Source organism: Haematobacter genomosp. 1, from assembly GCF_002196855.1.
GTDB lineage: Bacteria > Pseudomonadota > Alphaproteobacteria > Rhodobacterales > Rhodobacteraceae > Haematobacter.
The window spans coordinates 25879-52312 of sequence record NZ_NIPW01000039.1 but is presented as its reverse complement, the minus strand read 5'-3'; the positions used below and the strand labels follow the sequence as shown (position 1 = coordinate 52312).

General features: G+C 66.1%; 23 protein-coding genes. 5 read left to right on the top strand and 18 right to left on the bottom strand.

Annotation, left to right across the window (positions count from 1 at the left end; all coding sequences use genetic code 11):
• Nucleotides 1-47: 47 nt before the first annotated feature.
• From CDV49_RS17180 to CDV49_RS17165, 4 genes are all read right to left on the bottom strand, one after another.
• Nucleotides 48-959 carry an esterase-like activity of phytase family protein gene (locus CDV49_RS17180; RefSeq protein ID WP_088216620.1) on the bottom strand — a complete coding sequence of 304 codons (912 nt, stop codon included), beginning with the start codon at nt 957-959 and terminating at the stop codon, nt 48-50.
• Nucleotides 932-1804 (bottom strand): penicillin-insensitive murein endopeptidase, encoded by an 873-nt coding sequence (mepA, locus tag CDV49_RS17175; RefSeq protein ID WP_373447813.1) that lies wholly within the window; start codon nt 1802-1804, stop codon nt 932-934. Before mepA ends, CDV49_RS17180 begins: the two co-directional genes overlap by 28 nt.
• A 20-nt stretch (nt 1805-1824) precedes the next feature.
• Complete coding sequence (locus CDV49_RS17170) at nt 1825-3177, bottom strand: MFS transporter (RefSeq protein WP_256947387.1); 1353 nt, start codon at nt 3175-3177, stop codon at nt 1825-1827.
• Between the two features lie 762 nt (nt 3178-3939).
• Nucleotides 3940-4467, bottom strand: a complete 528-nt coding sequence (locus tag CDV49_RS17165; protein WP_088216619.1) for an acyl-CoA thioesterase — start codon at nt 4465-4467, stop codon at nt 3940-3942.
• 115 nt (nt 4468-4582) lie between these two features.
• Between CDV49_RS17165 and CDV49_RS17160 the strand changes: the two genes are divergently transcribed.
• The 3 genes from CDV49_RS17160 (at nt 4583) to CDV49_RS17150 (ending at nt 8108) form a co-directional block, all read left to right on the top strand.
• Nucleotides 4583-4870: a YggT family protein gene (locus tag CDV49_RS17160; protein ID WP_088216645.1), complete on the top strand. Its 288-nt coding sequence runs from the start codon at nt 4583-4585 to the stop codon at nt 4868-4870.
• A 1-nt stretch (nt 4871) separates the two neighbouring features.
• The gene (gene recQ, locus CDV49_RS17155; protein WP_088216618.1) at nt 4872-6938 is read left to right on the top strand and encodes a DNA helicase RecQ; all 2067 of its coding nucleotides are present in this window, start codon (nt 4872-4874) and stop codon (nt 6936-6938) included.
• 66 nt (nt 6939-7004) lie between these two features.
• On the top strand, nt 7005-8108 hold the full coding sequence (locus tag CDV49_RS17150; protein ID WP_088216617.1) for an alkene reductase: 1104 nt from the start codon (nt 7005-7007) through the stop codon (nt 8106-8108).
• A gap of 2 nt (nt 8109-8110) precedes the next feature.
• Here the strand turns inward: CDV49_RS17150 and CDV49_RS17145 are convergent, their stop codons facing one another.
• Nucleotides 8111-8938 carry an alpha/beta hydrolase gene (locus CDV49_RS17145; RefSeq protein ID WP_088216616.1) on the bottom strand — a complete coding sequence of 276 codons (828 nt, stop codon included), beginning with the start codon at nt 8936-8938 and terminating at the stop codon, nt 8111-8113.
• Nucleotides 8939-9059: 121 nt separating this feature from the next.
• On the opposite strand from CDV49_RS17145, the gene kynU reads away from it, so the two are divergent.
• Nucleotides 9060-10301, top strand: a complete 1242-nt coding sequence (gene kynU, locus CDV49_RS17140) for a kynureninase (RefSeq protein ID WP_088216615.1) — start codon at nt 9060-9062, stop codon at nt 10299-10301.
• Here kynU and mnhG read toward each other — a convergent pair whose 3' ends face one another.
• The 9 genes from mnhG to puuE form a co-directional block, all read right to left on the bottom strand.
• The gene (gene mnhG, locus CDV49_RS17135; protein ID WP_088216614.1) at nt 10302-10694 is read right to left on the bottom strand and encodes a monovalent cation/H(+) antiporter subunit G; all 393 of its coding nucleotides are present in this window, start codon (nt 10692-10694) and stop codon (nt 10302-10304) included. It lies immediately after the preceding gene.
• Entirely contained in the window at nt 10691-10972 is a 282-nt protein-coding gene (locus CDV49_RS17130) for a K+/H+ antiporter subunit F (RefSeq protein WP_088216613.1), read from the bottom strand. The genes mnhG and CDV49_RS17130 overlap by 4 nt, the downstream gene beginning before the upstream one ends.
• Nucleotides 10969-11451: a Na+/H+ antiporter subunit E gene (locus CDV49_RS17125; RefSeq protein ID WP_256947386.1), complete on the bottom strand. Its 483-nt coding sequence runs from the start codon at nt 11449-11451 to the stop codon at nt 10969-10971. Before CDV49_RS17125 ends, CDV49_RS17130 begins: the two co-directional genes overlap by 4 nt.
• The gene (locus tag CDV49_RS17120) at nt 11448-13136 is read right to left on the bottom strand and encodes a monovalent cation/H+ antiporter subunit D (RefSeq protein ID WP_088216612.1); all 1689 of its coding nucleotides are present in this window, start codon (nt 13134-13136) and stop codon (nt 11448-11450) included. Before CDV49_RS17120 ends, CDV49_RS17125 begins: the two co-directional genes overlap by 4 nt.
• Complete coding sequence (locus CDV49_RS17115; RefSeq protein WP_035707316.1) at nt 13136-13477, bottom strand: Na+/H+ antiporter subunit C; 342 nt, start codon at nt 13475-13477, stop codon at nt 13136-13138. Before CDV49_RS17115 ends, CDV49_RS17120 begins: the two co-directional genes overlap by 1 nt.
• Nucleotides 13477-16392 carry a monovalent cation/H+ antiporter subunit A gene (locus CDV49_RS17110; protein WP_088216611.1) on the bottom strand — a complete coding sequence of 972 codons (2916 nt, stop codon included), beginning with the start codon at nt 16390-16392 and terminating at the stop codon, nt 13477-13479. Before CDV49_RS17110 ends, CDV49_RS17115 begins: the two co-directional genes overlap by 1 nt.
• Nucleotides 16393-16592: 200 nt before the next feature.
• Nucleotides 16593-17375, bottom strand: coding sequence for a YoaK family protein (locus CDV49_RS17105; protein WP_088216643.1), 783 nt, complete (start codon nt 17373-17375; stop codon nt 16593-16595).
• 66 nt (nt 17376-17441) lie between these two features.
• Nucleotides 17442-18263, bottom strand: coding sequence for a bifunctional allantoicase/(S)-ureidoglycine aminohydrolase (locus CDV49_RS17100; protein ID WP_088216610.1), 822 nt, complete (start codon nt 18261-18263; stop codon nt 17442-17444).
• Nucleotides 18260-19678: an allantoinase PuuE gene (puuE, locus tag CDV49_RS17095; protein ID WP_088216642.1), complete on the bottom strand. Its 1419-nt coding sequence runs from the start codon at nt 19676-19678 to the stop codon at nt 18260-18262. Before puuE ends, CDV49_RS17100 begins: the two co-directional genes overlap by 4 nt.
• A 147-nt stretch (nt 19679-19825) precedes the next feature.
• Between puuE and uraH the strand changes: the two genes are divergently transcribed.
• On the top strand, nt 19826-20173 hold the full coding sequence (uraH, locus tag CDV49_RS17090; protein WP_088216609.1) for a hydroxyisourate hydrolase: 348 nt from the start codon (nt 19826-19828) through the stop codon (nt 20171-20173).
• Nucleotides 20174-20859: 686 nt separating this feature from the next.
• Here uraH and infB read toward each other — a convergent pair.
• Genes infB through rimP form a run of 4 tightly spaced genes read right to left on the bottom strand, consistent with a single transcriptional unit; the run spans nt 20860 to nt 26241 of the window.
• Nucleotides 20860-23379: a translation initiation factor IF-2 gene (infB, locus tag CDV49_RS17080; protein WP_088216608.1), complete on the bottom strand. Its 2520-nt coding sequence runs from the start codon at nt 23377-23379 to the stop codon at nt 20860-20862.
• Nucleotides 23376-24008, bottom strand: a complete 633-nt coding sequence (locus tag CDV49_RS17075; protein WP_373447812.1) for an RNA-binding protein — start codon at nt 24006-24008, stop codon at nt 23376-23378. The genes infB and CDV49_RS17075 overlap by 4 nt, the downstream gene beginning before the upstream one ends.
• Before the next feature lie 18 nt (nt 24009-24026).
• Nucleotides 24027-25643, bottom strand: a complete 1617-nt coding sequence (gene nusA, locus CDV49_RS17070; protein ID WP_088216606.1) for a transcription termination factor NusA — start codon at nt 25641-25643, stop codon at nt 24027-24029.
• 1 nt (nt 25644) lies between these two features.
• Nucleotides 25645-26241, bottom strand: coding sequence for a ribosome maturation factor RimP (gene rimP / locus CDV49_RS17065; RefSeq protein ID WP_088216605.1), 597 nt, complete (start codon nt 26239-26241; stop codon nt 25645-25647).
• Between the last annotated feature and the right edge of the window lie 193 nt (nt 26242-26434).

Sequence of the window (26434 nt, the reverse complement as noted above, 5' to 3'; positions counted from 1 at the left end):
TGGCAAGGTAGCGGAGACTTGGCCCGCAACCTTGCGGACGCCTGCCCTTACTCCCTTGAGGCGTGGCGATCAAGCGCCTCGCGCGAGCGGTATTCCACGATGTCCGTATGCAGCAGCAACGGCAGGAAGTTGTCGTCGGAAATCATCGTGAAGACGAGATAGCCCTCTCCGTCCTCCCAGACCGACAGCCCCTCCAGATTGCCGTATTGGCGGAACGGCGTCTGCAACAGCACCTGTTCGTCCCCGGCGGAGATGTCGGTGATGGCGAAGGACCGGATGCGGGAGCGGAAACCGGAAAGCCGCCCGAAGCCGCGCTCCAGCAGGTAGAGCCGCCCGTCCGGGCCGAAATCGGCCCCGACGGCCAGCCATTCCGGGTCGTGGCGGAGCGTGTAAGGGATGGTCCACTTGCCGTCCTTGAAGCGATAGACGGGGAGTTCGCTGTCACTCTGCGGATTTTCCGGGAAGGTGTAGAGCGCGCCCTTCCCGTCCATCGCCAGCCCCTCGAAGCTCTGGTTGCGGATGAGCTTCTCGCTCCCCGGAACCGGCGGCAACGGCACAAGCTCCTGCCCCGGCGTGGGGGAGCCATAGACCCGGTGGCGGGTTTCCTCCGATATCCACAAAGCACCATCCGGGCTAAGCGCCAGCCCCTCCGCATCCAGCTCCGCGGGCTTGCCGCCCTTCAGGGTGAGCGGCTTCGCCGGGCCGGAGGCGATGGCGGTGATCCGCCCCCTCTCGTCCCGCACGAACCGCCCCTCCACGAGCGAGGACCGGTCGGAGAGCGCGTAAAACCCCAGTCCGTCGTCCTTCACCTCGATGGCGGAGAAGCCGCCGAAAGCCGGATCCTCCACCCGCCAGCGGAAGCTGCCGACAAAATCCAACCGGCTGGTGACCGATTCAGCCAGCACGGAAGGAGCGATGAGAAGCGCTGCGATCAGCGCGATGCCAGAACGTTTGAGCATTGGGCGGGGAGGTCTGCCATTGTGAAATCACGGGGACCGCGCGGACGCGAGGCGGGCTTTTCGCCCGGTTTGGGCTTTGGCGGGTTCAGGTAGTCCGTCACCCACCATGCCAACGTCTCGTCGCAGCCGCTCCCCCCCTTGGACAGCTCGTCGACCGTTGGCGTCTGCGTCACGCAGGCGCGCGACCCACGCGGGCATTTCAGCCGCACGTGGAAATGCGTGTTGTGTCCGGCGATGGGCCGGATCTTCTGGAGCCATGCCGCATCCGACCGTTTCGCGGTGCGGCACATCTCGATCTTCACCGCCGCCGCGACAAAGACCCGGTCCACCCGCGGGTCGGACGCCGCCGCGCGCAGCAGCGCCGCATGGGCGGGCGTGAAATTCCCGTTCACCCGCTTCTGATCCTCCGTGCGGACGGAAATCGAACTGATCTTCTCCCGCTCCGTCTGGCTCAGCGTCAGGCGGGAGGGCGGCAGCATCCAGATGTCGGCATCCAGACCGATCTGATGCGAGGCGTGACCAGAGGTCATAGGCCCGCCCCTTGGCTGGCTGATGTCGCCGATATAGAGGCCGGCCCAGCCCACCTGCGTCGCCGCGGCAGACAACTCCTGCAAGAAGCGGATCATCTCCGGCTGGCCCCAGTAGCGGTTCCGGGAAAGCCGCATCGCCTGCCATGTCGGCCCGGTTTCCGGCAGCGGCACCAGCCCCGCCGCACAACCCTTGGCATAGCTGCCGATCGGCGTCGGCACCTGCGCGGAAGGGCGCGCCGCAGCCCCGAAAAACTGGTAAGCTTTCTGTTCCGCAACGGCAGGCGAAGCCGCAAGGGCCGCCAGCACGCAAAACACCAAGGCTCTGATCGTGGATTTCAAACCGTCTGCTCACCTTCGGGATCGACCCAGAGTAGCAGCAGAAATCCCATCAGGAAAAGCACGATAACGGGAAGGATGCCGATCTGCTGGCTTCCGCTCATCGCCGTGACGATTCCGATGGCAAGCGGCGCAATAAACGCCGTTGCCTTGCCGGTGAGCGCGTAAAGCCCGAAGGCTTCGGTCATCCGCCCCGTCTCCGCCTGCCGGACCATCATGGTGCGACTGGCCGATTGCAGCGCGCCGCCCGCCGCACCGATGATGCAGCCGACAAGGAAGAAGGCCATGTCCGGCACGGAAGACCCCGGCCCCACGCTCAGGCCCAGCACGCTTTTCCGCGAAATGCTCATCACCGCCATCCCGACCACGATCAGCAGGAGGAGAGCAACCACGATCACAGGCTTTGGCCCGTAACGGCTGTCCGCAAGCCCACCGGCCCATGCAAAGACCGCACCGAAGATCGCGGCGAGGATGCCGAAAATCCCCACGAACTGCACCGGCCAGCCCAGCACGCCCACCGCATAGACCCCGCCGAAGACGTAAAAGCCGTTCAGCGCGTCGCGGTAGAACATGGAGGACAGCAGGAAGGCCAGCATGCCCCGGCGCTCCGGCAAGCGGCGAAGCGTGCGGCGCAGATCGCCCACCGCCTCTGTCAACGTCCCGCTGAAACCCGGGCCCGGAGCGCGCGTCGGCTCCCGCACCCAGAGGAAGAACGGCACCATGAAGATCACATACCACAGCGCCGTGAAGGGGCCGACGAAGCGCGTCCCCTCCCGCATCACGGGATCCAGCCCAAGGGCGGGCGGAAGGCCGATGAGGGTTCTGCCCTCCTCACCCTCCGCGAAGAAGGCGAGCATCAGGATCAGCGCGAAAACCCCGCCGACATAGCCGAATGCCCAGCCCGAGCCGGAGAGCCGCCCGATCTGCTCCCGCGTACCGAGGTCGGGCAGCATGGCATTGGTAAAGATCGTGGCCAGCTCCATCCCGATCAGACCGAGGCCAAAGGACATCAGCACGAAGGTCAGATGCGGGGCCCCCGGCGCCGCGAACCACAGGCCCGCCGCTCCCAGCACATAAAGGACCGAGAACGCCGCGACCCAGCCGATCCGCCGCCCGCCCCTGTCAGCAACCGCACCGAGCACGGGCGCCAGCAGCGCGATGACCACCCCGGCCAAGCCCACGCCGAACCCCCAGACCGCCTGCGCCTGCGTTCCGTCACCCAGCAGCGACGCGATATAGGGTGCGAAGATGAAGGTCAGCAGCAGCGTCGCGTAGGGCTGGCTTGCCCAGTCGAAGAAGAACCAGCCCCAGATGCGCCGCTTGGCCGCCGCATCGTCTGTGATTTTCGGCAAATTCCGCTCCCGTCGCCCGATGGTCCGCTCGAAAGGAACGAGCCCGCGGCATTAGACCCGGCCCCCGCAGGATCGCAAGGCCGGAGACCTTGCAGGGCAGTCCGAGAAGATGCGGGGGCGCGGTGCTTTCGGCGCGGACACCGGACATCAGACCCGGAGCGGCTACCATGCCGACCGGGCGGTCATGGGCATTTCGCCACGTCCGAGGGCAAAACCCGCCGGTCAGCCTTTGGCAGGCTACCGAAAAGTCGGCCCCCTGCCCGGGCTTGCGCTGAACGCCGGAAAATCGGCCCGGCCCCGAGCCAACTCGCGGTTTGCGGTGGTCTTCAACGGTGTGGGGAGATCGCCGCCCCAGGGCAACCCCGGAATGCTTTTCCAGCAGGCTGCGAAATCAGCCGGTCGGACGAGCGGCCGGGCAGTGCCTATGACAGATGAGGGGCAAACGGCCGGACAAAGGATCGGGCAGACGACCATTGCAATCGTGATGAGGATGCCTTGCGCCGCCGCGGCCTCCAGCCGAGCGATAAAACGGGCAGCCGCCTCATTCGTGAACGCAGGGGCACGGACGACACCCTCAAAAGGAGCCGGAAAGGCGATGGGATTACAGGAGGGACTACAGGACGGGACTCCAGAACACTGGGCCGGCCTGTCAGGCCCCCCTTTCTGCGATCAGGGCAGCCACCGCGGGACTGGCCGCTTCCGGCGAAACCGCCCGCTCACCTCTCCGAAGGGCGGGGCGGCAAGCGCCGCTGGCAGGAGAGATCAGATCTGCGGCGGCCAAGGCCGCGTGGCATCCGCCTTGCCCCAGGCCAGCACCCAGTCGGGCAGCGGCGGCGGTGCGGGCCAGCCGGTTTCAGCGATGAACGACGCGGGCGGGAGCAGCTTGCCGCCCCCCAGCAGCGCGCCACGGATCAGCACGCCGCTGGTGCAGTCGCCCTCGCGCCACATGCTCTGCTCGATGTAGAAGAACCGCTCGTCCCAGCCGAGGAACCTGCTCCGCATCTCCACCTTCTGGAATACGGTCACGCGGCGACGGTAGCGCGTCGTGCTGCCCGCAACGGTGATCCCCCAGCGGTTCCGGCGCAGCACGTCGAGCATTCCCGTCCGCTGCGCCAGCGATATGCGCCCGATATCGTAAAGCGTCAGCGTCCGCCCGTTGTTCAGCTCCCGCCACGGGTCCATGTCCCAGGGCATGAGCCGCAGGTCGCAGACATGCGTGTCATAGGGAGCAAGCCGGGGCTGGCGGCGGGCGCGGAGCAGTTCGCAGGTGAAGCGGCGGAGCGGATACATGGCGCAGGCTTGCCCGGGGCAGGTCGTCGCGGTCAAGCGAAACGTCGCGGAAGCGGTTGCGCGCAGGGGGCTGGCGCTTTACCTCTGGTCTCTCACGCCACAACCCGGTTTCCCGATGGTTTCGCTTCTCCAGATCCTGCTCCTGATCCTCGACATCGTCTGGTTCATCGTCATCGCTCACGTGATCATGAGCTGGCTCATCAATTTTCAGGTGCTGAACCTGCGCCAGCCGCTGGTCGCCTCCATCTGGGACGGGTTGAACCGGTTGCTGGAGCCCGTCTATTCGCGGGTGCGCTCCATCCTGCCCGCGATGGGCGGGCTCGATCTCGCGCCGCTGGTGGTGCTGGTGGCGATCTATGCGCTCAGGATCATCCTGCTGAACAACGCCTCCGCCTTCTACTGAGATGACCGGACCCGCGCCCTCACCGGAGGCGGTTCTCGCCTCCGTCTTCGGATTCCCGAGCTTCCGCCCCGGGCAGGCGGAGATCGTGGCGGCGGTGCTGGCCGGGCGCAACACGCTCGCCATCATGCCGACGGGCGGGGGCAAATCGCTCTGCTTTCAGCTTCCCGCGCTCTGCCGGGAGGGGGTGACGGTCGTCATCTCGCCGCTCATCGCGCTGATGAGGGATCAGGTCCGCGCGCTCCGGGCCGCGGGGGTAGAGGCGGGCGCGCTCACCTCCGGCAATACGGAGGAGGAGACGGAGGAGGTCTTTGCCGCGCTGGACGAGGGACGGCTGAAGCTGCTCTACATGGCGCCGGAACGGCTGGCCTCCAGCAATACCTTCGCGCTGCTCCAGCGGATCGGCACCCGGCTCATCGCGGTGGACGAGGCGCATTGCGTGAGCCAGTGGGGCCACGATTTCCGCCCCGATTACCTGCGGATCGGAGAGTTGCGGCGCAGGCTCGGCGTGCCGCTCGCCGCCTTCACCGCGACGGCGGATGAGGAGACGCGGGAGGAGATCGTCACCCGCCTGTTCGACGGCGAGCGCCCGGAGACATTCCTGCGGGGCTTCGACCGTCCGAACATCCATCTCGCCTTCCAGCCCAAGGACCAGCCGCGCCGCCAGATCCTCGCCTTTGCCGAGGCACGGCGGGGCCTGTCGGGGATCGTCTATTGCGGCACACGCGCCAAGACGGAAACTCTGGCCGCCGCGCTGCGCGAGGCGGGCCACCCCGCCTACCACTACCACGGCGGGATGGAGGCGGAGGACCGGCGCGAGGTGGAGACGCGCTTTCAGCAGGAGGACGGGCTGATCGTCGTGGCGACGGTCGCCTTCGGCATGGGGATCGACAAGCCCGACATCCGCTGGGTCGCCCATGCCGACCTGCCCAAGTCCGTTGAGGGGTACTATCAGGAGATCGGGCGCGCGGGCCGCGACGGCGCCCCGGCAGAGACGCTGACCCTTTTCGGACAGGACGACATCCGCTTCCGCCGCACGCAGATCGACGAGGGCGTCGCCCCGGATGACCGCAAGGCCGCCGATCATGCCCGGCTGAACGCGCTTCTCGGGCTGGCGGAGGCGCTCGGCTGCCGCCGGCAGGTGCTGCTCGGTTATTTCGGTGAGGACGCGGAACCCTGCGGCAACTGCGACCTGTGCGAAACCCCGCCCGAGGTGTTCGACGGCACGGAGCCGGTCCGCAAGGCCCTCTCCGCCATCCTGCGCACCGGTGAGTGGTTCGGCGTGGGCCATCTGACCGACATCCTGACAGGCCGCGCCACCCCCAAGGTCAGGGAGCGCGGGCATGACGCCCTGCCGACCTTCGGCGTCGGGCGGGAGTTCGACACGGCGGGCTGGGGGGCGGTCTTTCGCCAGATGATGGGCCGGGATCTGGTGCGCCCCGATCCGTCCCGCCATGGTGCGCTGCGCCTGACGGAGATCGCCCGCCCCGTGCTGCGGGGAGAGGCACCGGTGATGCTCCGCCGCGACCTTCTGCGCCGCGCAAGGCCGCAGAGCGTGGCCAAGGCGCTGGTCGCGGAGGAGGACGCGCCGCTCCTCTCCGCACTCAAGGCCAAGCGGCGGGCACTGGCGGAGGCGCAGGGCGTGCCTGCCTATGTCGTCTTCACGGACAAGACGCTGATCGAGATGGTCGAACGCCGTCCCCGCACGCTGGATCAGATGGCGGGCGTGAGCGGGGTCGGCGCGAAGAAGCTCGAAAGCTATGGCCCTGCCTTTCTGGCCGTGCTGAACGATGAACGCGCGGAGCCGGTGCATCCCCAGCGGCGCAGGCTGGCCGGAACCGGGGCGGCGGATGTCTTCGACCGGCTGGCGGAGGTGCAACGCACGCTTGGCCGGGGCGAGGACGGGACGGAGAAGCCGCTCAGCCTGACCGCCAGCGCACTCCGCCGCATAGCGGAGGCGCGGCCCCGCACGCTCCGCGATCTGGATGCGGTGGGTCATCTCGGCCCGCAGAAGCTCGACCGGTTCGGAGCGGCCTTCCTGGAAATACTGGAAGAGAGCGGAGCGGGTTGAACTCCCCGGCGGGGAACCCCATGCTCTCTCTTCTGCGTTACTCCAACCGCAGAAGGAGACCTCCCAATGTCCGAACCGAAGCTGTTCACCCCGATCAAGGTCGGGGATATCACCCTGCCGAACCGCATCGCGATGGCCCCCCTCACCCGCAACCGCGCGCTGCCCGAAGGCGATATCCCACGCGAGATGAACGCGGAGTACTATGCCCAGCGCGCCACCGCCGGCCTCATCATCAGCGAGGGCACGCAGATCTCGCCGCAGGGCAAGGGCTATGCCTTCACCCCCGGCATCTACAGCGCCGCGCAGGTGGAGGGCTGGAAGCGCGTGACCGAAGCCGTCCATGCGAAGGGCGGCCACATCGCCGCGCAGCTCTGGCATGTCGGGCGCGTGTCCATTCCTGCCCTGCAACCCGACGGCCAGGATCCGGTCGGACCTTCCGACATTCCCTCCGGCTCGCGCACCTTTGACGGGCAGGGCTTCGTGCCGACGAGCACGCCCCGCCCCCTGCGGACCGATGAAATCCCCGGCATCGTGGCCGATTACGTGAAGGCCGCCCGCAACGCCCGCGCCGCGGGCTTCGACATGGTCGAGATCCATGCCGCGAACGGCTACCTGATCGACCAGTTCCTCCGGGATGCCGTCAATACCCGCACCGACGCCTATGGCGGCAGCGCGGAGAATCGTGTGCGCCTCCTCGACGAAGTTGTCGGGGCCGTGGTGGCGGAGATCGGTGCGGGCCGGGTCGGCGTCCGGCTCAGCCCCTGGGCCAAGGCGAACAACGCCCCGCTCGACAGCGATGTGCCGGGCACCTACGGGCTGGCGGTGGATGCGCTGAACCGTCACGGCGTCGCCTTCCTGCATGTGGTCGAAGGCATGACCGGCGGCGCCCGGGACGATGCGCCCGCCGCTCAGGTCACGGCGCTGCGCGAACGGTTCAGCGGCGTCTATATGGCCAACAACGGGTATGACCGGCAGACGGCGATCGACGCCGTGGACAGCGGTCGCGCGGATATGGTGAGCTTCGGCAAGCTCTTCATCGCGAACCCGGACCTGGTCGAACGGTTGAAGAGCGATGCCCCTCTGAACGTCGGCGATCAGAAGACGTTCTACGGCGGCGGTCGTGAGGGCTATACCGACTACCCGTTCCTCGAAACCACCGGAGTCGCCTGACCTCAGATGGCAAGGAGGGCGCGTGTCAGCGCGCTCTCCGGCTTCTCCAACGCGTCGAGCACGTTGAAATGGTGCCTGTCCGGGACCACGTGATTGGCCGTGCCGATGCCAAATCCCGTCCATATGTTCGACAGCAGCGCGGACTGGCGCAGAAACTCCGACCGTTCCGCCCCTCCTACCCATGTGGCAAGGGTGAACCGCCCCCGCGGCGCGAGCAGCGCGGGACTTTCCGCCGCCGCCTCCGCCGCATCCAGGCGCAGCGTCGCATTCATCTGCGTCGCAAGCAGCGGTCGCAGGTCATGCAGCCCTGAGATGGACAGGACGGAAGAGACCCGTCCGGCAACCGCCTCCGGCAGGGGCGATCCTTCGGACATCAGCCGGGTAACGGCATGGCCGCCTGCGGAATGGCCCGACAGATGGATCGGTCCCTCCACCAGCGCCGCCGCATGGGAGATCGCTTCCGCCACCTGACGGGAGATGGCAGAGACGCTGACCTCGGGGCAGAGAACGTATCCGGGCATCGCCACCGCATAGCCCCGCGCCACGGCTCCTTCCGCCAGATGCGACCAGAAGGAGGGGTCGAGGCTCATCCAGTAGCCACCATGCACGAAAACGGTCAGACCGCGCGGCGTCCCCTCCGGAAGGAACAGGTCGTAGCGGTTGCGCTGATGCGGGCCATAGGCCTCCTTTCGGAGGGTGAACCGCTCGCCCGCCTTTTCACGCCAGGATGCCGCCCGCTCGGCCCAGAGCGCAGGATAACGGTCGCCGCCCGCGATGTATTTCGTATTGGCATAGGCATCCGTGAAATCGGCGATGCGGTGATGGATCATGGCGGCTTCCTCCCGGCGATTGCCGCGACACCCTGCCTCCTGCAGCAGGAAGGGTCCAGAGCCTCCCGTTGCAAGGGAAGGGCCGATCCCCTTATCCTTCGGGACAGACCGGAGGAGAATGATGACCGATTTCAGCCAGACCCGCGCCGCCTTCGACCTGCCGGAGGGCGTGATCTACCTTGACGGCAACTCCCTCGGCCCCCTGCCCCGCAGCGCGGCGGAGAGGGTCGCGCGGATGATGACGCAGGAGTGGGGACGCCTGCTGATCCGCGGCTGGAACGAGGCGGGCTGGTATGTCCAGCCCCGCCGCGTGGGTGACCGGATCGCCCCGCTGATCGGCGCGGAGCCGGGCAGCGTCGTGATGGGCGACACTCTTTCCGTAAAGGTGTTTCAGGCCCTCTCCGCCGCCGTGGAGATGCGCCCGGAGCGGCGGGTCATCCTCTCCGACAGCGGCAACTTCCCCTCGGACCTCTATGTGGCGCAGGAGCTTGTCGCGGCGCTGGACCGGGGGGCGGATCGCGGGGTGGATCGGGGGGTGGATCGGGAGCCGGATCTGGGACTGGAGCTTCGCATCGTCGCGCCGGAGGAGGTGGAGGCAGCGATAGACGACAGCATCGCCGTGACCCTGCTGACGGAGGTGGATTACCGCACCGGGCGGCTTCATGACATGGCGGCGCTGACGGCCAGAGCCCATGCGGCAGGCGCGCTCACCATCTGGGATCTGGCGCATTCGGCGGGTGCCCTTCCCGTCCGTCTGGCAGAGGCCGGGGCGGATTTCGCCGTGGGCTGCACCTACAAATACCTCAATGGCGGCCCCGGCGCGCCCGCGTTCATCTATGTGGACCCACGCCATGCCGATGCGGCGCGCCCGGCACTGGCGGGATGGATGGGGCATGCCGCGCCCTTTGCCTTCGACCCGCACTGGACACCTGCCTCCGGTATAGAGCGGATGCGTGTCGGCACACCTCCCGTTCTGGCTCTGACCGCGCTGGAAGCGGCGCTGGACATCTGGGAAGGTGTCTCGCTCGACGCGTTGCGGCAGGAGTCGATCCGGCTCTCGGAAGCTTTCATCGCGGCGGTTGCAGCGCGCCTGCCCGGCCTGCCCCTTGCCTCGCCGAGGGAGCCGGAGCGCCGGGGAAGCCAGGTCTCCTTCCGCCACCCCGACGCCTATGCCATCGTTCAGGCTCTCATCGCGCGAGGGGTGATCGGCGACTTCCGCGCGCCGGACATCATGCGCTTCGGCTTCACGCCGCTTTACCTGACGCTGGTGGAGACGGAGAAAGCGGCGGACCTGCTGGCGGACGTGGTGCTGACGGAGGCGTGGAACCAGCCGGAGTACCGCATCAGGGCGCAGGTGACGTAGTCAGTCTTCCGCGCCTTTTGGGTCCAGCGCCCGCTCCGCCCGCTCCAGCGCCGCGCGCCTCATCTCCGCTTCCGCCTTTTCCGCCTGATGGCGGTAGAGAACGGCCCGGCCAAGCAGCATCAGCGTGACAGGCGTGGTGATCATGATGAAGATGGCGATCAGCAATTCGTGGATGATCGGCCGGCCGGTCACCACGGTGGAGACGATCATCGAGCAGATCGCGATGCCGGCGACACCCCAGCTTGTCCCCAGCGTCGGGGCGTGGAGGCGCTCGAAGAACGTGGGAATACGCGCCAGCCCGAAGGAGCCGATCAGCGCCAGCGTCGCGCCGATCACCAGAAAGACCGCGGCCGGAATGGCTGCCCAGAGCGGGAGGTCGATCGCCGGGTTCATTCGATCACCTCGCCGCGCATCAGGAACTTCGCGAGCGCCACTGTCGCCACGAAACCGAGCATCCCGATGACCAGCGCCGCCTCGAAGAAGAACACGTTGCCGGAGCGGATGCCGACGGTCAGCAGGAACAGCATCCCGTTCACATAGAGCGTATCGAGTCCGAGAATCCTGTCCTGCGCCCGCGGACCGCCCAGAATGCGCCATGTGGCGAAGCACATGGCAAGCACCAGGGCCACCTGCGCATAGAGAACGGCCGCTGTCATGATCGTATGGCTCATTCGAACACCTCCATCAGCATCGCCTCATAGCGGTTCTTTACCACGCGCCTCCAGTATCCCTCCTCCTCCTCGTCGAAGACATGGAGAAGAAGCCGCCCATCCTGCGTCCGGTATTCCACCCAGGCCGTACCGGGCGTCGCGGTGATGGTGATGGCGAGAAGGGCCAGCGCCGTCGGATCACGCATCTCCAGCGGGATCTCCACCAGGCGCGGGTTGCGCTTCTTGTTGGACACGATGGCCCAGGCAACGCTCCAGTTCGACTTGATGATGTCCCAGCCCAGGATGGCGAACATCTTCGGGATCACGCTCCAGCGCCGGATACGGGGCTTCGAGGGTTGCAGGCGCACCATCACCTGACTGGCCACCAGCGCCACGGCCATCCCGAGGATCAGATTGCCCAGCGAGAACCGCGTGAGGATCAGCCACATGAGCGTCAGCATCAGTGCGAGCAGCGGATAGGGAATGTAGCGGCGGATCATTGCGTCACCCCCCCGGCGGAAGCGCGGCCATTGCCGGTTTCAGAGAGCGGGATGCCCGTGGAAGGCTTTTCCGCCGTCACCGCATGAATGTAGATCCCGGGATTTTCCAGCATCGCCCCGGTCTGGCCCAGATACCGCATGACAGGCCGCGCCTCCACCGTCAGCAGCAGGGCGAAACCGATCAGCATCACGATGGGCACCAGCTCCGCCACGCGGATGCGGGGAGCGATCTCCTCCATCGGCGCCCAGAAGGTGTGGATGCCGATACGGACCAGCACCACGAGCGTTGCGAAGCCCGACAGGATCAGGAGCGCGATATACGCCCAAACAAGGGGGGGCACCGGCTGCGACGCCGGTCCGGCCAGCGCTCCGGTGATCAGCCCCACCTTGCCCAGAAAGCCGGCGAGCGGCGGCATCCCGGCAAGGATCAGTGTGATCACCGCAAACGAAAGGGCGAGGATGGTGTGAGTGGCGGTCAGGAACAGCCCGCCTTCCGCCTGATCGGGCTCATCCTCCGGGTCCTGATCTCCGAAACCATAGGCATCCGCCGTGACGGCCAGAATCGTGGCGATGGCGCCCTGCTCCCGTTCCATGAGTTCGGAAATGAGGAAAAGCGCGCTCGCCGCGAGAGTGGAGGCCATCATGTAGTAAAGCGCGGAGGCGTACATCTGCGGCCCGGAGAACACGCCAAGCCCGACAGCCGACAGGATCGTGCCGGCCGAGATCAGCACGCTGAAGCTCGCAACCCGCGGCAGGCCCTGCGCCGCCATGAGGCCGATCATCCCGTAGAACATCGTCGCAAGCCCCCCGAGCAGAACGGCATAGGCGCCGAAGCCCGCGGCCACCGTCGCATCCGCCCCGAAAAGCAGTGTGGACAGCCGCAGGATCACGTAAAGACCGACCTTGGTCATCACCGCGAACATGGCGCCCACCGGTGCCGCCGCCGACATATAGGCCCCCGGCAGCCAGAAGGAGAGCGGCCACATGCCCGCCTTCACCGCGAAGACCACCCCCAGGATCGCCCCCGCCGCGAGGACGAGCGGCCGGTCCTCGACCGGAAGGACGGACAGTTTCAGCGCCAGATCGGCCATGTTGAGCGTGCCGGTCACGCCGTAGATCAGGCTCACCCCCACCAGGAAGAACAGCGACGCGACAAGGTTGACCGCAATGTAATGCAGCCCCGACCGGACCCGCGCGCGCCCCGAACCGTGCAGAAGCAGGCCGTAGGAGGCCGCCAGCAGCACCTCGAAGAACACGAACAGGTTGAACAGGTCGCCCGTCAGGAAGGCGCCGTTCAGGCCCATCAGCAGGAACTGGAACAGGCTGTGGAAATGCTGGCCCTGCCTGTCCCATCCGGCTGAGGCGAACAGCAGGGCGGGAAGCGCGAGGCAGGCGGTGAGCAGCAGCATAAGCGCCGAAAGCCGGTCCAGCACCAGAACGATCGTGAAGGGCGGCGGCCAGTTGCCGAGCAGATAGACGCCGACGTCGTTGCCGCCCGTGTTGTTGGAGCCCTCGCTCTGCGCCAGAAGCATGCCCGCGACGATCAGCAGCGAGACGGTGGAGATGAGGCTGATGACGAGCCGCGCCGCGCGGGCGCGATCGTCGTAGAACAGCATCAGCGCGCCCGCGACGAAGGGAATCAGGATCGGCGCGATGATCAGGTGGTCGGGAAGCGTGCCGTTCATCAGTCGCGCTCCTGCCCGTCCACATGGTCCGTGCCGGTGAACCCGCGGGACGCCATGAGAACCACAAGGAACAGCGCCGTCGTGGCGAAGCTGATGACGATGGCCGTCAGCACCAGCGCCTGCGGAACCGGATCGGTATAGAGCGACGGGTCAACGGTGCCGCTTTTCTGCAGGATCGCCGGGGCGCCGGGCCGCAGCCCGCCCATGGAGAAGATGAACAGGTTCACCCCATAGGACAGCAGGCACAGCCCGATGATCACCTGATAGGTCCGGGGCCGCAGGATCAGCCAGATCCCCGATGCGCAGAGCACCCCGATGGCGAGGGAGAGAACGATTTCCATCAGGCGGCCTCTTTCGGGTCTTTGTCTTCCGGCTCGCGCTGCTTGCGGCTTGAGCGGATGGACTGGTGGGCGATGGCGATGAGTATCAGCAGCGTCGCGCCGACGACGACAGAGAACACGCCGAGGTCGAAAAGCAGCGCCGTGGCCGCCGGCACATCGCCGATCCAGGGTACGTGCACGTAGCGGGCATGCGCCGTCAGGAACGGATAGCCGAAGAGCCAGGCCCCCACCCCCGTCGCCACCGCGATCAGCATGCCGGTCGCGATCCAGCGGACGGGAAGCACGGTGAGCTGATCTTCCACCCAGCGCGCATTGGCGGCCAGATACTGGAGCAGGAAGCCGATCGCCATGACGACACCGCCCGCAAACCCGCCACCCGGCAGGTCATGCCCGCGCAGGAACAGGTAGATCGACAGCACGATGATCGGCGGGAACATCCAGTGCATGATGACGGAGGGCACATAGAGATAGTCGCGGATCGTCTGCTCCTCCTCCCGCTCCTCGCTGTCACGGTCGATGCGGGACTGGAAGCGCTGCTGCTCCGGCAGTTCGACGCTTTCCTGCGACGGACGGAAGCGGCGGAGCAGCGCAAAGACCGTCAGCCCCACGACACCCAGCACGGTGATCTCCCCGAAGGTATCGAAGGCCCGGAAGTCCACGAGAATGACGTTGACCACATTGGTGCCGCCGCCTTCGGAATAGGCGTGCTCAAGGAACCAGTCGGCGATGGGTCGATCTGTTCCGGCCGTCATGATCGTGTAGGCGATGGCCGCGATACCAGCACCGCAGATCACCGCCAGCGCGAAGTCCCGCCAGCGGCGTGCACGGTCCGTCACGCTTACATCGACACGGATGTCCTGCTGGCGCTTCGGCAGCCAGCGGAGACCGAGGAGCAGGAGCACCGTTGTCACGATCTCCACCACCAGCTGCGTCACGGCCAGATCGGGCGCGGCGAGCCAGGCGAAGGTCATGCAGGTCACCACCCCCGCGCCGCCAAGCAGGACAAGCGCTGCGAATCGGTGATACTTCGCCTGATGAGCCGCAGCGATGGCGCAGGCGCCGCCCACGACCCAGATCATCGCGAAGGCGAGGCTCGGCGGCTCTGCCGGCAGTTGCGGCGCGAACTGGAACCTGCGCCAGAGCGTCAGCCCGACCAGCCCCAGCGCGATCCCCACCAGCCAGCGAAGCTGCGGCTGGAGCCGTTCCGTCCCGATATAGCGGATGACGATGCGCGGCCATTTCCAGGTGAGCGCGAGCACGGCCCGGTCGAACATGTCCTCTCCCGACAGGCGATGGAAGAAGGGAGCGCCCTCCGGCCCCTCGGGCAGCCTGCGGGCGAGAACCGCATAGATCGCGACACCGACGACGATGGCCAGAATGCTCATCACCAGCGGCAGATTGAAACCGTGCCACAGCGAGAGGCTGTAATAGGGCAGATCGCGCCCCAGCACCGATACGGCGGCGGAATAGAGATAGGGGCCGATGGTCGCGGCCGGGAAGATGCCGACCACGACACAGATCAGCACCAGAAGCTCCACCGGCCGCCGCATGAGTGCGGGAGGCTCGTGCGGCACTTTCGGAAGGTCGATCGGCGCGGGTCCGAAGAACACCGCATGGATGAACCGCAGCGAATAGGCGACGGCAAAGGCACCGGCGAGCGTGGCGATATAGGGCATCGCATAGTCCAGCACCGAGCCGTTGTGCCATTCGGCAGCCTCGGCGAAGAACATCTCCTTGGACAGGAAGCCGTTCAGCAAGGGGACGCCCGCCATAGCCGCGGCGGCCACGATGGCCAGCGTCCCGGTAATGGGCATGAGCTTGTAGAGCCCCGACAGGCGGCGCATGTCGCGCGTGCCCGTCTCATGGTCGATGATGCCCGCAGCCATGAAGAGCGATGCCTTGAACACCGCGTGGTTGCCGATGTGAAAGATCGCCGCAACAATGGCGAGCGGGCTTCCGATCCCCGCCAGCGCGGTGATCAGTCCGAGATGGCTGATGGTGGAATAGGCCAGAAGACCCTTCAGATCATGCCGGAAGAGCGCCGTGACCGCACCGATCAGCAGCGTGATCATGCCCACGCCGCCGACGATCCAGAACCACTCCGGCGTGCCGCCCAGAACGGGCGAGAACCGGATGAGCAGGAAGACGCCCGCCTTCACCATCGTCGCGGAGTGCAGGTAGGAGGACACCGGCGTGGGTGCCGCCATCGCATTCGGCAGCCAGAAATGGAACGGGAACTGCGCCGATTTGGTAAAGGCGCCGATCAGGACAAGGATCAGCACCACCCGGTAGAGCGGATGGGCCCGCACCAGATCGCCGGAGGCAAGAACCCAGTCCAGATCGTAGGAGCCGACGATATGGCCAAGGATCAGCACCCCGACCAGCAGGCACAGACCACCACCACCCGTGACGATGAGTGCCATCCGCGCCCCGTCCCGTGCCGTCGCATTGTGATACCAGAACCCGATGAGCAGGAAGGAGAAGACGCTGGTAAGCTCCCAGAACACCACCAGCATGATGAGGTTGCCCGACACCAGCATCCCCGTCATCGCGCCCGTGAAGGCAAGGAGATAGCTGAAGAACCGCGGCACCGGATCCTTGGTCGTCAGGTAGTAGCGGGCATAGATGACGACCAGCAGCCCGATCCCGAACACCAGAAGCAGCATGAACCAGGCGAACCCGTCCAGCCGGAGCGTGAAATCCAGGCCGAGCTCCGGCAGCCAGCGGATGCGGTTTCTGAGAATCACCCCGTCCAGCACATAGGGTCTGAGCACGTAGAGGATCACAACCCCCAGCGCATTCACCGCAGCAGACACCCATGTCACGGCATCCCTTGCCCGCGGACTGAGCGTGAGCACCGCGAGACTGCCGATAAAAGGTAAGCAGACGAGAAGGAGCAGGAGGTTCTGTTCTATTTTGGTCTCTCCTTTTCAATCACGTCATCCCGGCCGGGACCGACCGTATAGAGGGTCTGCTTCGCCTTCGCGGTAAAATGTCCACGTCGGCGTCATGTTGGCTGGATGTTGAGCCATCCATACGGAAACTTGGCGCGGCCCGCAAACACGTCACGCCCAAATTTGCGGCTAAATTACAGATTTCCAGCCTGTTGCGACAGTCAGACGCGGGCGATCCGGCGGCCTGCGAAAAACATCGGCAGCGAGATGGCCAGCAGCAACAGCCCGAGCGGCATTGCGAAAACGAATCCGAACCTGCCGAACCCTACCGCGCCCGCGATTCCGCCCGCCAGAAACGCGCCGAGAATCCGCAGCAGCATCCGCAGGTTCACCCCGTTCACCCGGACGCCGCTCCCGGGCGCGATCAGGCGATAGGCGGCGCGGCCCGCCTCGATCCCCACATCGGTGATCATCCCCGTCGCATGGGTGGTGCGGATGCGGGCGCCGGAGATCTTGGTGATCGTCGCGTTCTGCAGGCCCATGACAAAGCAGAGCATCAGCATCGCCGCCAGAAGACCCGGCTCCCCCGCTTCCCGCGCGGCGCCGCTGCCGAAGGTGGCGAAAAGCAGAAGGAGGACACCCTCTACCGTCAGCGGCAGGGCATATTGCCGCCGCCGCTGGCGGTGCCGCTCCCGCGCCCAGTTGATGAGCACGGCACTCGTCGCCGCGCCCAGCATGAAGCAGAGGATGGCCCCGAGGCTTATGCCGAGCATCCTGAGGTTCATCAGCACCAGGCCATCGGCGACCTGCGACAGGTAACCCGTCATATGCGAGGTATATTGCCCGACGGCAAAGAACCCGCCCGCATTGGCGCATCCCGCGATGCCGGCCAGAAAGGTGGCGAGCGCCAGATCCGCCCCCCGCGAACGCCGGTGGCTTACCAGAGCGCGTGCCGCCTCCACCGGATGGCGAAGGTGGCGGTTTCGCAACGGTCGTGTGCCCATCATCCGACCCCGGTTATCTCTCTCCCGCCGACGATAGGCAGGGCGGGCCGCGGTGAACAGACCCCTTTAGAACCGGCGAAGGCGCGCGTGGCGGTTCACGTCCTTGTAGAGCAGATAGCGGAACGGACGGTCGCCCGCCGCATAACAGGCCTGCGGGCAGAAGGCGCGGAGCCACATGAAGTCCCCCGGCTCCACCTCCACCCAGTCGGTGTTCAGCTTGTAAACCGCCTGCCCTTCCAGCACGTAGAGGCCGTGCTCCATGACATGCGTCTCCTCGAACGGGATCCGCGCGCCGGGGCGCAGTGTCACGATGTTCACATGCATGTCGTGACGGATGTCGGAGGGCGGCACGAACCGCGTGGTGCCCCAGCGTTCGCCCGTGTCGGGCATCCAGTTGACCTCGATTTCCCGCTCGTTGGTCACGAAGGCTTCGGGACTGTCCACGCCGGGGGCCGTTTCGTAGAGCTTTCGCACCCAGTGGAAGCGCGCGGGCCCGTGCCCCGGATTGCGCAACGTCCACTTCAGCCCCGGCGGCAGATAGGCATAGCCGCCCGCCGACATCGCATGGGTCATCCCGCCGTAGGTGAGCGCGAGTTCCCCCTCCACGATGAAGATCACCCCTTCCGCACCCGCGTCCGGCTCCGGCGCGTCGGAGCCGCCGCCCGGCCTCACTTCCATGATGTATTGCGAGAAGGTCTCCGAGAACCCGCTCATGGGCCGCGCGATCATCCAGCCGCGCGTCTTGTCCCAGCCGGGAAAGAGGCTGGTCACGATATCGCTCATTACCCCCTTGGGGATGAAACAATAGGCCTCGGTGAAGATGGCCCGCCCCGTCATCAGCCTGTCCTGCGGGGGCAGCCCGCCCATCCCGGCGTAATATCCACTCACGGCAGCATGTCCTTCAATCGGAGTTCGGCGATCCGCTCCACCTGCCGGCAGGCGGTCTCGATCTCGGTCGGGGTGTGATTCTCGATCCGCGCCTCGAAGGCGGCGAGGATCTGGTCTTTCGTGTGGTCGCGCACCGCGATGATGAAGGGGAAGGCGTGCTTCTCCACATAGGCGGTGTTGAGCCGGGTGAAGCGCTCCCGCTCCTCGTCGGTCAGCGCGTCGAGCCCGGCGGAGGCTTGCTCCGCCGTCGATTCGGCCGTCAGCCGCCTGGCGGCTGCCAGCTTGCCCGCCAGATCGGGGTGAGCGCGCAACACTCCCAGACGCTCCGCCTCCGTCGCCCTGCGGAAGATGCGGGTCAGCGCGGAATGCATCCCGATCGCACAATCATGCTCCGGCCCGAGTTCAAGCTCCCAGGCGCGTTGGGCGATCCAGGGAGAATGCTCATAGACGCTGCCGAACCGGGCCACGAAAGCGTCCTGCGGCAAAAGCGTCGGGCGGTCGCGGCGGGTCGGCGCGGGATGGGTGCGGTGCCAGTGTTCCGCGATATCCACGCGGCGGGCGAACCAGACCCCCTCCTTCTGCCGCGCATATTGCAGGAACTTCTTCAGCCCGGCGAGCTTGCCCGGACGCCCGATCAGACGGCAGTGCAGCCCGACGGAGAACATCTTGGGCGCACCCTCAACCCCCTCCTCATAGAGCGTGTCGAACGTGTCCTTCAGATAGGTGTAGAACTGCTCCCCGGTGATATAGCCGGGCGCGGTGGCGAAGCGCATGTCGTTCGCCTCCAGCGTATAGGGGATGACGAGCTGCTCATGCCCCTCCACATCAAGCCAATAGGGCAGATCGTCGTCATAGGTATCGGAGACATAGTCGAAGCGCCGCGTTTCGGCCGTCAGCCGCACGGTATTGGCGGAGGACCGGCCCGTGTACCAGCCGCGTGGAGCCTCTCCCGTCACCTCGGTATGCAGCCGGATCGCCTCGGCGATCTGGCGGCGCTCCTCATCCTCCGGCATGTCCTTGTGCTCGACCCATTTCAGCCCGTGGGAGGCGATCTCCCAGCCTGCCTCCTGCATGGCGCGCACTTGCACCGGGCTCCGGGCAAGCGCCGTCGCCACCCCATAGATCGTCACGGGAATGTCCATGGCCGTGAACAGCCGGTGCAGCCGCCAGAACCCGGCCCGCGCCCCGTATTCATAGATCGATTCCATGTTCCAGTGCCGCTGGCCCGGCCACATCGCCGCGCCCGCGATGTCGGACAGGAACGCCTCGGAGGCCGCGTCGCCATGCAGGACGGAGTTCTCGCCCCCCTCCTCATAGTTCAGGACGATCTGCACGGCGACCTTCGCGCCGCCCGGCCATTTCGGATCGGGCGGGTTGGCTCCGTAGCCCAGCATGTTGCGCGGATAACGGTTCATTTTCATTCCCTCTTCTCGGTCGTTTCTACTCCGGGGCGCGGCATCGGATTATCAGAAAATCGCGAAAGCACCTGTTCGGGCGAAAGACGGTCGCTTTCCATGGCGATCGCAGGCATGAAATGCCGAATGCAGATGAGGAGGCAAGAGATGGCGGCGGGATATCTGACCACCCATGTTCTGGATACCGCGCAAGGCGTGCCCGCGGCGGGGATGACCGTGGTTCTCTACCGGCTGGCGGATGGCGGGCGGCAGGAATTGCGGCGGCTGGTCACCAATGCGGACGGACGCACCGACGGGGCGATCCTGCCTACCGAGACCTTCGTCACCGGGGATTACGAGCTGGAATTCCATGTCGGCCCCTACCTGCGTGCGCAGGGAACGGAGCCGCGCTTTCTCGACATCGTGCCGATCCGCTTCCGCATGGCGGAAGACAGCCATTACCACGTGCCCCTGCTGGTCTCCCCCTACAGCTACTCCACCTATCGGGGGAGCTGACGCGGGCCCGTCCCCGCTGCGCGGTGCACTGCCGGGCCCGCTGGTCGCGGAGATCGCCGAAGTAACATGATGCGGCCGCATCAGGCTCAGGCTCAGGCTCAGGCTCAGGCTCAGGCTCAGGCTCAGGCTCAGGCTCAGGCTCAGGCTCAGGCTCAGGCTCAGGCTCAGGCTCAGGCTCAGGCTCAGGCTCAGGCTCAGGCTCAGGCTCAGGCTCAGGCTCAGGCTCAGGCTCAGGCTCAGGCTCAGGCTCAGGCTCAGGCTCAGAGTGGGCTTTGTCGCGGCCTGCGCCAGCGATAATGTTCGTCAAAAGAACGGATTCCGCGCTTTTTCGCAAATCCTGACCCTCAGGCCGTAACTGAACCTCTCCGTTCACTCGCAGCTTTGCTTTGCTTTGCTTTGCTTTGCGTTGCTTTGAAACAAGGTCGGGGCGCTCACGCGAATTCACCAGTCGCATTTTGCAGACCTTTTGCCCGATCCGAGCATGGGATCCGGGCAAAACTCTTCGCGGCAGCGGCGCATATTCCGCTGGCCCTTCCGACCTCATACGCCGGACAATCTGTCCCGCACCCAAGGCCACCCGGCATCTGAGGCAGAGCCCTGCAAGAGCATGACCGCGAGAAAAGTCGGGCGGAAAAATGAAAACGCCCGGAGCAGGCTCCGGGCGTTTTCGCATTCTGGAGTGTCGATCAGGCGAGCGTGCGCTCGACTTCCTCGCGCTCGAAAATCTCGATGATATCGCCAGGGCGGATATCTTCGTAATTCTCGAAGGCCATGCCGCATTCCTGACCGGAAATGACTTCCTTGACCTCGTCCTTGAAGCGCTTGAGCGTCTTGAGCGTACCTTCGTGGATGACCACGTTGTCACGCAGAAGCCGCACACCGGCGGAACGCCGCGCCACACCTTCGGTAACGAGACAGCCCGCGACCTTGCCGACGTTGGAGACCTTGAAGACCTCCCGGATCTCGGCATAGCCGATGAAGTGTTCGCGCACTTCGGCCTTGAGGAGACCGGAGGCAGCGGCTTTCACGTCATCGACCAGATCGTAGATCACCGAATAGTAGCGGATCTCCACACCCTTCTGGTTCGCCGAAGCCCGTGCGGGGGCATTCGCCCGCACGTTGAAGCCGATGACCGGCGCGCCGGAGGCTTCCGCCAGACCGATGTCGCTTTCGGTGATCGCGCCGACGCCCGAATGCAGCACCCGAACGCGGACTTCGTCGTTGCCGACCTTCTCCAGCGCCTGGGTGATCGCCTCGGCAGAACCCTGCACGTCGGACTTCACCACCACCGGCAGCTCCGCGACGTTCTTGTCGGCCTTGGCCTTCGCCATAAGCTGTTCAAGGGTCGTCGCCGCACCTGCCGCCGCGCGTTTGTCCTTCGCCGCCTGCTCACGGTAATCCGCGATCTCGCGGGCCTGCGCCTCGGTCTCCACGACGTTCAGCACGTCGCCGGCCTCGGGCGTGCCGTTCAGACCCAGCACCTCGACCGGAACCGACGGACCAGCTTCGTCCACCCGCTCGCCCTTGTCGTTGATGAGCGCGCGGACCTTGCCCCACTGCTCACCCACAACGAAGATATCGCCGCGTTTCAAAGTGCCGTTCTGCACCAGAACCGTCGCGACCGGACCCCGGCCCACGTCGAGCTTGGCCTCGATCACCGCCCCCATGGCAGACCGATTCGGGTTTGCCCTGAGGTCGAGAATCTCCGCCTGAAGCGCGATGTTCTCCAGCAGGGTATCAAGCCCCTGGCCGGTCACGGCGGACACTTCGACGTCGAGTACGTCGCCACCCATCTCCTCCACGACAACTTCGTGCTGGAGCAGGTCCGTGCGGACCTTGTTCGGGTTGGCGGAGGGTTTGTCGATCTTGTTGATCGCCACGATCATCGGCACACCGGCGGCCTTGGCGTGGTTGAGCGCCTCCACCGTCTGCGGCATCACCGCGTCATCGGCAGCCACCACCAGCACGACGATGTCCGTCACCTGCGCGCCACGGGCCCGCATGGAGGTGAAGGCCGCGTGGCCGGGCGTGTCGAGGAAGGTCAGGAGCGCACCCGATTCCGTCCGCACCTGATAGGCGCCGATGTGCTGGGTGATCCCGCCCGCCTCGCCCGAGACGACGGAAGTCTTGCGGAGAGCATCGAGCAGCGAGGTCTTGCCGTGGTCGACGTGGCCCATGATGGTCACGATCGGGGGGCGGGCCTCCAGATCCTCGGCCTTGTCCTCGACCGTATAGATCACCTGCTCCACGTCGGCGTCGGAGACGCGCACCGCATTGTGGCCGAATTCCTCGATGATGAGTTCCGCGGTATCGGCGTCGAGCGTCTGGTTCATACTGACCATCATGCCCATCTTCATCAGCGCCTTAACCACGTCCGCGGCCCGTTCGGCCATGCGGTTGGCAAGCTCCTGCACCACGATCGTCTCGGGAAGCTGCACGTCACGCGCCTGCTTCTCGCCCGTGTTGCGGCCCATCGTCTTCTGACGCGCCTTTTCCTGCTTGCGCTTCATCGCGGCAAGCGACCGCTGCCGGCCGCCCGCATCAGACAGGGCTTCCGTCAGGGTAAGCTTGCCCGAACGCCGGCCGTCGCCGCCCTTGTTGCGGGATGTCCTGTCGCTCTCGCGCTCACGGTCGCGGTCGGTCTTGCGGGGCCCGGGGGCCGCCTTGGACGTGCCGCGCTGGGTCGGCGGCTCTTCGGCCGGCTTGGGCTGCTGGGCCGCGGCGGAAGCGGCAGGCTTGCGGGCCTCGCGCTCTTTCTCGCGGCGGGCCTTTTCCTCGGCCTCGGCCTTGGCGCGTGCTTCTTCCTCGGCCTTCAGACGGAGGGCTTCTTCCCGCGCGCGCTCCTCGCGCTCCTTGGCCTCGATCTCGTCGCGGCGCCGCTGGCGCTCTTCCTCGCGCTCCCGCTCTTCGCGTTGGCGCTGCTCGGCCTCATCGGCCTCGCGGGCCTTGGCGGCCTGCACGGCACGGAGCCGGCGCTCCATCTCCGCGTCGGTGATCCCGGCGGGACGCTTGGACGGGTCGCCCAGATGCGGCGAGCCGCCGGCCTTGGCCGAACCTGCACCCGGCTTGGGAACCACCACGCGTTTGCGTTTGGTTTCGACGACGACATTCTTCGTCCGGCCGTGGCTGAAGCTCTGCTTCACCTGACCCGGACGCGAACCGCCACCACCCAGCCCGAGGGGCTTTTTACCGTCTGTTTCGCTCATGCGTCTTTCGTATCCTTCCCGACGGCCCGGCCGCCGATCTGCCCGCGCAATCCGGCGAGCTTTGCGGCTTCCTCTACAACACGGGTTGCGAGTCCGCCAGCCGCAAGCGCGCCGTGTATCGCATGTTCCCGCCCGAAAGCCAAACCCAATTCCGATGCCGTCAGGCACCCAATGAACGTATTCGTTCCACCCGGCGGGTGGAGCTTCGTCTTGCCCCGTTCAGACCCGTCGGAGGCCTGTATCAGGACGGCGGCCCGGTCTTTGTCGAGCCAGTCTTTCACCTTCTCGAACCCCGCTACCGCCTCTCCCGCCTTGCGGGCCAGCGATACGAGATCCACGACACGCCGCGCCACCATCCCCTCCACCTCGTCGGCGAGGTCCGGGGGAACGGTGACGGCGCGGCGGGCGGCGCGGGAAAAGAGGCCCTTGCGGGCCGCCTTGTCCACCGCCGCCCTGTCGGCCGCGACCCATATGCCGCGACCGGGCAGCTTGCCCGTAACGTCGGGGAATATCCGGTCTTCCGGCCCCACGACGAAACGGATCAGCCCCTGCCGGGGCTGAACCTCTCCGGTGACGATGCAGCGCCGCTCGGGCTCTTCGCGCACCTTTTCACGACCTCCACGCGTCAACCGCAACCCGGACGCCGATCAGACGTCCGCCTCCTCTTCCGCTTCTTCCTCGACCTCGTCGGCGGCCTTTTCAAGCTCCGACGGATCAACCCAGCCCAGAAGGACACGCGCGGTCATGACGAGCCGCTGCGCCTCTTCGAGGCTCATGTCGAACTTCTCGAGCAGGCCCTGATCCTTCACACGCTCGCCATTGACCGTTGTCCAGCCGCCGGCAAGTTCCCAGTCGGCGCAGGTCGCGAAATCCTCGAGCGTCTTGACGCCATCCTTCGCCAGCGTCTCCACCATCTGGGGAGTGAGGCCCTCGAATTCAATCAGGCTGTCCTCGGCACCGAGCGTACGGGCATTTTCCAGCGCCTTGCGGCTGACTTCCTCGAGCTGATCGCGGGCACGGGCCTGAAGCTCCTCCGCGGTCGATTCGTCGAAGCCGTCGATGGACAGAAGCTCCTCCAGATCGACATAGGCCACCTCTTCGAGGTTGGTGAAGCCCTCTGCGACCAGAAGCTGCGCCAACGTCTCGTCCACGTCCAGCGCCTCCATGAAGAGGCCCGTCCGCTGGGCGAACTCCGCCTGACGGCGCTGGCTCTCCTCCGCCTCGGTCATGATGTCGATATCGAGCGCGGTGAGCTGGCTGGCCAGACGCACGTTCTGCCCCCGCCGCCCGATGGCGAGCGAAAGCTGCTCGTCCGGCACCACGACCTCGATCCGGCCACCGTCCTCGTCGATCACGACTTTCGACACTTCCGCCGGTTGCAGCGCGTTCACGAGGAACGTCGCCTGATCCTGATTCCACGGGATGATGTCGATCTTCTCACCCTGAAGCTCGTTCACCACCGCCTGCACGCGGGAGCCGCGCATACCCACGCACGCCCCCACCGGGTCGATGGAGTTGTCATAGGAGATCACGGCGATCTTCGCGCGGGAGCCGGGATCGCGGGCGACGGCCTTGATCTCGATGATGCCGTCATAGATCTCCGGCACTTCCATCTTGAACAGTTCGGCCATGAACTGCGGATCGGTACGGGACAGGAAGATTTGCGGGCCGCGGGCCTCGCGGCGCACGTCCTTCACGTAGCAGCGGATACGGTCGCCGATGCGGTAGGACTCACGGCCGATCTTCTCGTTCCGGCGCAGGATGCCTTCGCCCCGGCCGATATCCACGATGACGTTGCCATATTCCTCGCGCTTGACCTGACCGTTGATGATCGTGCCCTTGCGGTCCTTGAATTCCTCGTACTGGCGATCACGCTCGGCCTCGCGGACCTTCTGCAGGATGACCTGCTTGGCCGATTGCGCGGCGATCCGGCCAAGGTCCACCGGGGGAACCTCGTCCACGATCTCATCGCCGATCTGCGGGTCGGCGAGATACTGCTTCGCCTGCTTGACGGTCAGTTGCGCCTGATAGTTCTCGACTTCCTCGTCCGGTGTGACGGTGCGCACACGGGTAAAGGTCGCGCGACCGGTCTTGCGGTCGATCTTCACGCGAATGTCCATCTCGGCGCCGTAGCGCGACTTCGCGGCGCGGGCGAGGCTTTCCTCCATCGCCTCGATGACGAGGCCGGGGTCGATCATCTTCTCGCGCGCCACCGCTTCGGCGGTCTGCAGCAGTTCGAGCTGGTTGGCAGAGGTGATTGCCATGTCAGGCCTCCTCGTTGTCGGTATCGGTGTCGGGTTCGTCTTCGATGTCGTCGTAGCGGCTTTCGTCGATCACGCCCGCGTCCTTGCGCTGGCGGAGCATCTCCGCGATCAGTTCGTCGGTCAGGATCAGCTTGGCGTCGGAGAGCCAGTCGAACTGCAACCCGATGGTCACGTCCTCGCCCGGCTCCTCCAGTTCGATCAGGATCTCATCGCCTTCGGTGCCCCGCAGCAGGCCCTTGAAGCGGCGCCGCCCGTCGATCAGCTCCGTCGTCTCCACGCGGGCCTCATAGCCTTCCCACATGTCAAAATCCTTCAGCCGCGTCAGCGGCCGGTCGATACCGGGGGAAGAAACCTCCAGCGTGTAGGGGTCCTCCAGCGGATCCTCCACGTCCAGTACGGCGGACACGGCGGTGGAGATCCTGGCGCAGTCCTCCACCTCGATGCCGCCCTCCGGGCGGTCGGCCATGATCTGAAGGGTGCGCGTCTTGCCGCCCATGAGACGGATTCGCACAAGCTCGAAGCCCAGACCCTCAATGGTCGGCGCCACGATCTCGGCCAAGCGCCGGTCGATGGCTGTCTTTGCGATAAGGTCGGTCACGGGGATGCTCCCAGGCGGCAGGCGGAAAAGAAAAAACGGGCGCGCGGCCCGTCGAATGTCTCCGGTGGGTCCGGGGGTGGAGGCCGGACGCCGCTGCTTGCAGGCGATATAGGCTTTTCGCCGGGGGAAAGCAAGGGCCGCGGCGCCAGTGGAAAAGGGGCGGGAGCGCTCCCGCCTGTTCAGAGCGGCAAAG

Excerpts from the sequence above, each read along its gene's own strand:
- puuE (WP_088216642.1), bottom strand. The coding sequence starts at position 19,678 with ATGAACCGTTATCCGCGCAACATGCTGGGCTACGGAGCCAACCCGCCC.
- recQ (WP_088216618.1), top strand. The coding sequence starts at position 4,872 with ATGACCGGACCCGCGCCCTCACCGGAGGCGGTTCTCGCCTCCGTCTTC.
- CDV49_RS17105 (WP_088216643.1), bottom strand. The coding sequence starts at position 17,375 with ATGGGCACACGACCGTTGCGAAACCGCCACCTTCGCCATCCGGTGGAG.
- infB (WP_088216608.1), bottom strand. The coding sequence starts at position 23,379 with ATGAGCGAAACAGACGGTAAAAAGCCCCTCGGGCTGGGTGGTGGCGGT.
- CDV49_RS17145 (WP_088216616.1), bottom strand. The coding sequence starts at position 8,938 with ATGATCCATCACCGCATCGCCGATTTCACGGATGCCTATGCCAATACG.
- uraH (WP_088216609.1), top strand. The coding sequence starts at position 19,826 with ATGGCGGCGGGATATCTGACCACCCATGTTCTGGATACCGCGCAAGGC.
- CDV49_RS17125 (WP_256947386.1), bottom strand. The coding sequence starts at position 11,451 with ATGATCCGCCGCTACATTCCCTATCCGCTGCTCGCACTGATGCTGACG.
- nusA (WP_088216606.1), bottom strand. The coding sequence starts at position 25,643 with ATGGCAATCACCTCTGCCAACCAGCTCGAACTGCTGCAGACCGCCGAA.
- CDV49_RS17150 (WP_088216617.1), top strand. The coding sequence starts at position 7,005 with ATGTCCGAACCGAAGCTGTTCACCCCGATCAAGGTCGGGGATATCACC.
- CDV49_RS17165 (WP_088216619.1), bottom strand. The coding sequence starts at position 4,467 with ATGTATCCGCTCCGCCGCTTCACCTGCGAACTGCTCCGCGCCCGCCGC.
- CDV49_RS17180 (WP_088216620.1), bottom strand. The coding sequence starts at position 959 with ATGCTCAAACGTTCTGGCATCGCGCTGATCGCAGCGCTTCTCATCGCT.
- CDV49_RS17130 (WP_088216613.1), bottom strand. The coding sequence starts at position 10,972 with ATGAGCCATACGATCATGACAGCGGCCGTTCTCTATGCGCAGGTGGCC.
- CDV49_RS17120 (WP_088216612.1), bottom strand. The coding sequence starts at position 13,136 with ATGAACGGCACGCTTCCCGACCACCTGATCATCGCGCCGATCCTGATT.
- CDV49_RS17160 (WP_088216645.1), top strand. The coding sequence starts at position 4,583 with ATGGTTTCGCTTCTCCAGATCCTGCTCCTGATCCTCGACATCGTCTGG.
- kynU (WP_088216615.1), top strand. The coding sequence starts at position 9,060 with ATGACCGATTTCAGCCAGACCCGCGCCGCCTTCGACCTGCCGGAGGGC.
- mnhG (WP_088216614.1), bottom strand. The coding sequence starts at position 10,694 with ATGAACCCGGCGATCGACCTCCCGCTCTGGGCAGCCATTCCGGCCGCG.
- CDV49_RS17115 (WP_035707316.1), bottom strand. The coding sequence starts at position 13,477 with ATGGAAATCGTTCTCTCCCTCGCCATCGGGGTGCTCTGCGCATCGGGG.